We start from the raw sequence: 5,631 nt of genomic DNA on the forward strand, positions 1-5,631 counted from the left end.
GCAAGTTGAATGGTATCAACCCGCGCGCCTACCTGGAATATGTCCTTACGCACATCGCCGATCACCAGGCCAATCGCTTCGACGAACTGTTGCCCTGGAACGCATGCGCCTGAGCTTGTCGATCTGCGCTTTCAGGCGTTCGATTTGCTGGTCGACGTGAGACGCATACGTTGTACCTTGCAAGCGAGCCGTTTAGTCTTGCCTTGCCGAAGGTCGCGTGCTGCCACTCGCAAAGCTCCTGCGAACGCACGACGCGATCGGCAGGCGGCCAGGAGCAGTCATTTGCCTATTGCGCAGAGCCGTCATCCGAACGGCTTGTTCGCTCCCTAACCAGCCAGATAGCCTTCGAATGTAATCCGGCCGAACCAACCACCAACCACTCTAAGCTAGAGTGCAGGGCCGACGCTCTTGGAGCGAGTTACGCGTTGTGCCAAACGTAACAATGGCGAGTAGCCATACCCGTCGGCACGCTGAACCACTTTACAATAACGATGATTTATACCCTGGACAACACCGTTTTGGGTTTTGATATTGAAATTGCCGCTGGCCCGGACCGCGACGCGGCCAACATAAATGCCTATCATCTTGCCTTTTGAAACATCGGCGCGGACTCGGTCACCGGTTTGGAAACCGTATATCCGCTTCTTTCTTATCAGGTAAGACCTTGGGAAGCCTTCTGCGGTCAAACGAGTGCGCTGATAGCTCCCGCGGCCACTGCATTTCACCTCGACCGTGGGACGCTGCCAATCCATGACGACGCTCACGTCGCCGACACAGACTGCATCCAATGCGTAGGTTTTTGGAATTCCAAAGCGCGCGCGATTCCATTTCGTTCGACCGCCGGTAGATGTCTCCACTACGAGGCGAGCCGAGCGCAGTTCTGTGACCAATGCCGCGCGAGTGCTGCTGACGGACGCCGATTCTTTCAGCGGGACCTTGGCTCTGCCAAGGATCCGATTGCACCGGATTCCGTCCACCACAAACTCTTTGATGTCGCGCTCACCTTTACGAAAATGGCACGGTCCACAGCATATCGTTAGATTTGTGAGGTGGTCGGAGCCTCCGCGCGCACGGGAAATGATGTGCCCAACGTGCAGCGGCACGCCTTCCTTATCGCAGTAAGCACACCGGTGCCACCACTTCTTGAGAAGGTATTCGCGGATCTCATAATCGACGCGTTCATACTTGCGATGCTCATAACCAGCGACTTCTGCGCTGCGCATCGCCTGCAAATCATACCGCTCGAACTCGACCGACGTCGCCGAAATAGGGGTCCAGCGCTTTATCCGTCGCACCCAGCTCATCGTTGTGTCGACACGATGCTGAAGGCTTGGAGCCAGCCAGGCGTCACGCCGCGCGCGGTTTAGAAAGCGCGGGGCGCGGTAGCGCAAGTTAGCACTACGACGGCGGTGCCGGAAGTTGCGGCGCGTGACGAGTGCCTCGCTAATTTGCCGCCCGCGGTGCATTAACGAGAAAAGGTTGAGGACAGCAATACCTGAATTAAATTCCCGTACGAGTGCTACTCCGGTTACCTTGCTTCCCGGGTCGACCTTTACGCGGAGCGACTGGAACGCACTTTCTTCTGCAAGACGGTCCGTCAGTCGGATCACGAACGGCAGAACCCGGTGTACGCGCGCGCGGCCGCGTTTAAGCAGCAATCGCGCTCGTTTTTCGCTGCATGGCATCAACGGGCTGCCGCGCTTGTCCAGTACAAAAGCCGCCATGTCTTTCCTTGTCTCTTACGAGACCTTGTGACGGAAGCCTTCCGGCTTCGCTCCCCTCGCTCACGTTGTACGGCGGCGCACCCTCGCGACCCGTTTCGTGCTTACCCGAAGCGTGTCTGCAGTCGCAGGTTCCAGAGTCCGGAACTGAGGAAGCATCCCGGAGTAGGTCTTTAACCTCCGCACAACGGAGCCCCTTGGGGCTAGAGCTGGTCAACCTCAGGCCATGAGGCCTCGTCCGAATGAACGGGGTGGCTGACCTTCCAGACTTCCTAAGTGCTGCGCTTGGCACAGCTCGGTTAATCGCGGGTGACGGCACCATGCGGTGTAAATCATCCATGCCTGCAAGCGTCCGACTCGCTAATGCGCAAACAAAGATAGACATCGCAACGCAGTTTGTAAAGAGCGTACGCGTGCGCGGTCTGACCAACGATCGGCCGCGGAAAATTTTGTACAATTGGATGCCTGCAGTCTGACGGAATATCACCACTCGCGTCCCGCCGATGTGCCTTTGACGAGGCAGCAGGCGGGGAACCCGGCTGCTGACAGCCGTGGGTTTTGCTTACTCGCTTGACACGAACCTGCTAATGGGTGTCATCCCATACCGTTGCTATTACCTCCTTCGTCGCACGCCGGCGGCGCACGGCGGCTTTTTCGGCAACCGAGTCGAGCGGATACGCTCAAGCCCAGAAGCGCTCCGGCGAGCCACTGGGCGCGTCATGTGCGAGCCTTGGCGACGCATCCCCTGCTAAGCGACGAGCCTGTCGACGGACCGATGTGTCTTGTTAGCGCCCAGAGCCGCACCGCGGTGCAGGCTGTCACGAGGAACCTCGATGACCCCCTCATGCGCGATCTCCTGCCGGTCACATATCGAAGCCTTGCCCGTAGCCCTTTCAGCGGCGCGGGCGAGGCGCGCCCCGCGTCTGCCCTTCATCACGCGAAGCGGCTCAACCACGGACCGAGCGACGCTGAATCGAGGCCCGCAAGCGCTATCGAGCCTGCAGCACAACGCCCGCTCAAGACGTGCGGCAGCGCGCTGTCATAAAAAAAGAATCGGGCCGCTAAATTATCAACGCCATACAATGGGCAAGCGTTAGTTTACTGGGTCATTCCAAAGCGAGTAGTCTTTTTATCTTTTTACTGTAATGGAAAAAAGCAAAGCTTTCTGTTCCGCCAAGGGTGCCCAAGTCGGTTGGGGTAGCGCCATTAAATGTGGCGTGGTGAACGAGTTTCATCACGCTCTCCGATAGCCGGAAGACCCCCAAGCGAGGCTGCAACGACGACGATATCCCGCCCGATAGACGTTCTTTGCATGCAGCTACATCCATGCATATTTAGCAGCAAGCCTCGAGCCTAGCAGTCGAAAAATGCATTGTGCCGGGCGGACACTGCTCTTAAGATGAACGGGTGAGCGCCCTGAAGAGCGCCTGATGGTCGAACGGCATCTGGACGCCCGGGTGTTGGCGGTATGGAACGTCTAGGGCGTCGATGCCATACCCGGTTGCAAATACAAACGCGATGCGACGAGATGCGAGCGCATCGGCCACTGGATACGACTTTTCGCCGTTCAGATTGACATCGAGGATTGCAGCGTCGACGTGTTGTTTGTCTCCCTCTAACACTGCCACCGACTCCTTTGGCGTCGCGATAAGTCCGACGTCTGCGCCAGCCTATTCGAGCACCGTTGAAAGCGCGAGGGCGACCAGAAAGTCGTCTTCTACAATCATGATAGTACGGCCTTCCAATTCCCTCGTCGCGTGTGCCATTTTTCGTCTTGCTAGTTCCTGCTGCCATAGCAGCTTCCTGATGGCAGGGGTATCTCAATATGGCACGAAACGCCGTCGGAATTGAACGTCGATTCAGTTCGCGCCTGCAGCGTGAACTTCAGCGCTTCCTCAATCAATTGCCGACCGAAGCCGATCTCGTGGTATCTGGCGTCGTGCCTACTGCGGTCTCGAGCCACTTGATCGCCAGGCGCGCGGCTCCGTGCGTCTCTGCTTCAACGCTCCAACTCACCTCAGTCTGGGCATTTCGGTCCTTCAGCGGGAGGCGCCCAAGGTGGCCCCGGGCATGTCGCAACGCAGCTCAGTAGCGTCGCGCAAGGCGCTTACGTCGCCATCTGCCCCCAGCTATTAGGATTTCCCCTGGCCGTTCGACATTTAGCCGCGACGGTACTGAACAAAGTTCGTTACCGCTCTGTATGCTCGTAACGATCAAGTCGGCGCAGCAGTTCATCAATGGCACTGCACTGCTGCGGAAGAAGATCAAACGCGCTGACTATGCCAAGCAAACGCTCTCGCCAGTAAAGGCGCGGTAGAACCGGCTGTCGGAAACGCGAATCGAACTCCCGTTCGATCGCCAATCGGATATGTGCAATGTCTGCATCGATCAGGAGCAGGTCGTACGCGCACAGATGTGGAAATGCTGTCGCCATTGCTCCTCGCTTCTAGTCTGTGCTCACCCGCGCCATTCAGAACGGGCGTCCGCAAACGGCGTGTACCGGCTCCGGTTGTTTGGACACGCTTTTGCAGCTTAGGCGGCCAATTTCAGCAGCCTTTCCTGACGGGCTCCGAGGGGTGATTTGAAGCCCAGCTTTTCAAGGCGCCAGTCGCGATTGTATCGATCCCTGAACGCGATAGCGGCGGCACGAACGTCCTCCAGGTTTTTGAAGATGCGCCCCTGAATCGCCTGTTCCTTCATGGTCCGGTTGAACCGCTCGGCGACGCCGTCGGTCTGCGGCTCGGCGACGAAGGCGTAGCTCGGCGTGATGCCACAGAACCTGATCTGGTCGCGGAAGTCGTCCGAGGTATATCACGAACCGTGATCATGCGCAGCGACAGCCCGCGTCCCGAGTCGGCGACTACCGAGCCAAACTCGCCCAGCGTCCCTTGGGAGATCGGCTCGAGGGCAGCGAAGCGGTCACCAATTTCGCGGCATGGATGCCGGTGCACATGCCATCGCAGTGATCGACGCTCGAGAATATCCACACCATGCCGTCGTCCACGGTCGCGATGCGCACGCCGTCGGTTCCCCACATCTCATTCGGGCGATCAGTCGTGATCCGGCCGTCGTGAAGGCTAGGTTCGCCCCGCGCCTGACGGTGCGGCGAGAGCAACCGGTGCTCGCGCATCCGCAGCACGCGGGTCCGGGAGACACGGATGTCATGCACGATGCGCAGCCGCGCCCAGACCTTGCGGTGCCCCTCGCCGCTGAAGGGCGAAGCCGCGAGATAGTCGCGGATGGCCTTCAGCAGCTCGGCATCGGGCATCTTCGGCTTTGGCCCACGCCTGCGCTGAACCATCGGCGTCACGTTGGTTGCTTGCTCTGGCAAGAACGGCATAGATCGTCGAACGCGATAATTCGAGCACCCGGCAAACCCGTTGCAATCCAAAGGGCTTGCCCGCGCTGACGGAGATCTCGTGGCTCAGGTCGACGATCTCCGACCGGTCAAGGGCGACGGGCCTGCAGTTCACGTTCTCTGCGCAGGATCGCGTTTTCCATGGACAGCTCACCAACGCGTCGCACGGCGTCATTGAGCCGCGCCTCCAGCGGATCGCTGGTCCGCGTCTTCAGGCCGGCCTCCACGCCGGCCAGTGCCAGCTCACGCCATTGCTCGAGCGCGGCGATCGTCACGCCGACTTCGCGGGAGACGGCGTCGACGGGTTCGCCGCGCAACAACCGAAGGACCACGCTACGTTTGCGGCCTGTCGACCAGCGTTTAACTTCGGCGGCGCCAGAGGCGCTACGCGCTCCTTCCAGCGCCTCTGGCGCAACCGCATTCGTATCAGCTTTCTTCAACATCAAACACTCCAGTCTGGATCACACGTTTTACCCCATGCATGGACGCCCCCGGCTTGCCAAGCTCTCATTTGTAACGGAGGGCAGGTAATGATTGCGGCCATGCATCCGG

8 protein-coding genes are annotated in these 5,631 nt (G+C 59.1%); 1 reads left to right on the plus strand and 7 read right to left on the minus strand.

The annotated features are described in order from the left end of the window. On the plus strand, positions 1–113 hold a 113-nt coding region (locus AWB67_RS34215), incomplete at its 5' end, for a transposase domain-containing protein (RefSeq protein ID WP_143328447.1). 273 nt (positions 114–386) lie between these two features. On the opposite strand, the gene iscB is transcribed toward AWB67_RS34215, so the two are convergent. The 7 genes from iscB to AWB67_RS34245 all read right to left on the minus strand — a co-directional run bounded on the left by iscB (position 387) and on the right by AWB67_RS34245 (position 5,522). After that, the gene (gene iscB, locus AWB67_RS34220) at positions 387–1,724 is read right to left on the minus strand and encodes an RNA-guided endonuclease IscB (protein WP_087660403.1); all 1,338 of its coding nucleotides are present in this window, start codon (positions 1,722–1,724) and stop codon (positions 387–389) included. A 1,103-nt stretch (positions 1,725–2,827) separates the two neighbouring features. Continuing rightward, complete coding sequence (locus AWB67_RS43115) at positions 2,828–2,956, minus strand: hypothetical protein (protein ID WP_268808149.1); 129 nt, start codon at positions 2,954–2,956, stop codon at positions 2,828–2,830. 159 nt (positions 2,957–3,115) lie between these two features. Continuing rightward, positions 3,116–3,343, minus strand: coding sequence for a response regulator (locus tag AWB67_RS42475; protein WP_235025513.1), 228 nt, complete (start codon positions 3,341–3,343; stop codon positions 3,116–3,118). Between the two features lie 566 nt (positions 3,344–3,909). Next, the gene (locus AWB67_RS34235; protein ID WP_235025514.1) at positions 3,910–4,155 is read right to left on the minus strand and encodes a hypothetical protein; all 246 of its coding nucleotides are present in this window, start codon (positions 4,153–4,155) and stop codon (positions 3,910–3,912) included. Positions 4,156–4,253: 98 nt separating this feature from the next. Then, complete coding sequence (locus AWB67_RS41600) at positions 4,254–4,505, minus strand: integrase core domain-containing protein (RefSeq protein ID WP_200822387.1); 252 nt, start codon at positions 4,503–4,505, stop codon at positions 4,254–4,256. A 76-nt stretch (positions 4,506–4,581) separates the two neighbouring features. Then, positions 4,582–5,061 carry a transposase gene (locus tag AWB67_RS41605; RefSeq protein ID WP_200822386.1) on the minus strand — a complete coding sequence of 160 codons (480 nt, stop codon included), beginning with the start codon at positions 5,059–5,061 and terminating at the stop codon, positions 4,582–4,584. Positions 5,062–5,168: 107 nt separating this feature from the next. Beyond that, the gene (locus AWB67_RS34245; RefSeq protein ID WP_087660405.1) at positions 5,169–5,522 is read right to left on the minus strand and encodes a transposase; all 354 of its coding nucleotides are present in this window, start codon (positions 5,520–5,522) and stop codon (positions 5,169–5,171) included. Positions 5,523–5,631: the final 109 nt, after the last annotated feature.

The organism is Caballeronia terrestris, assembly GCF_001544515.1.
Lineage (GTDB): Bacteria > Pseudomonadota > Gammaproteobacteria > Burkholderiales > Burkholderiaceae > Caballeronia > Caballeronia terrestris.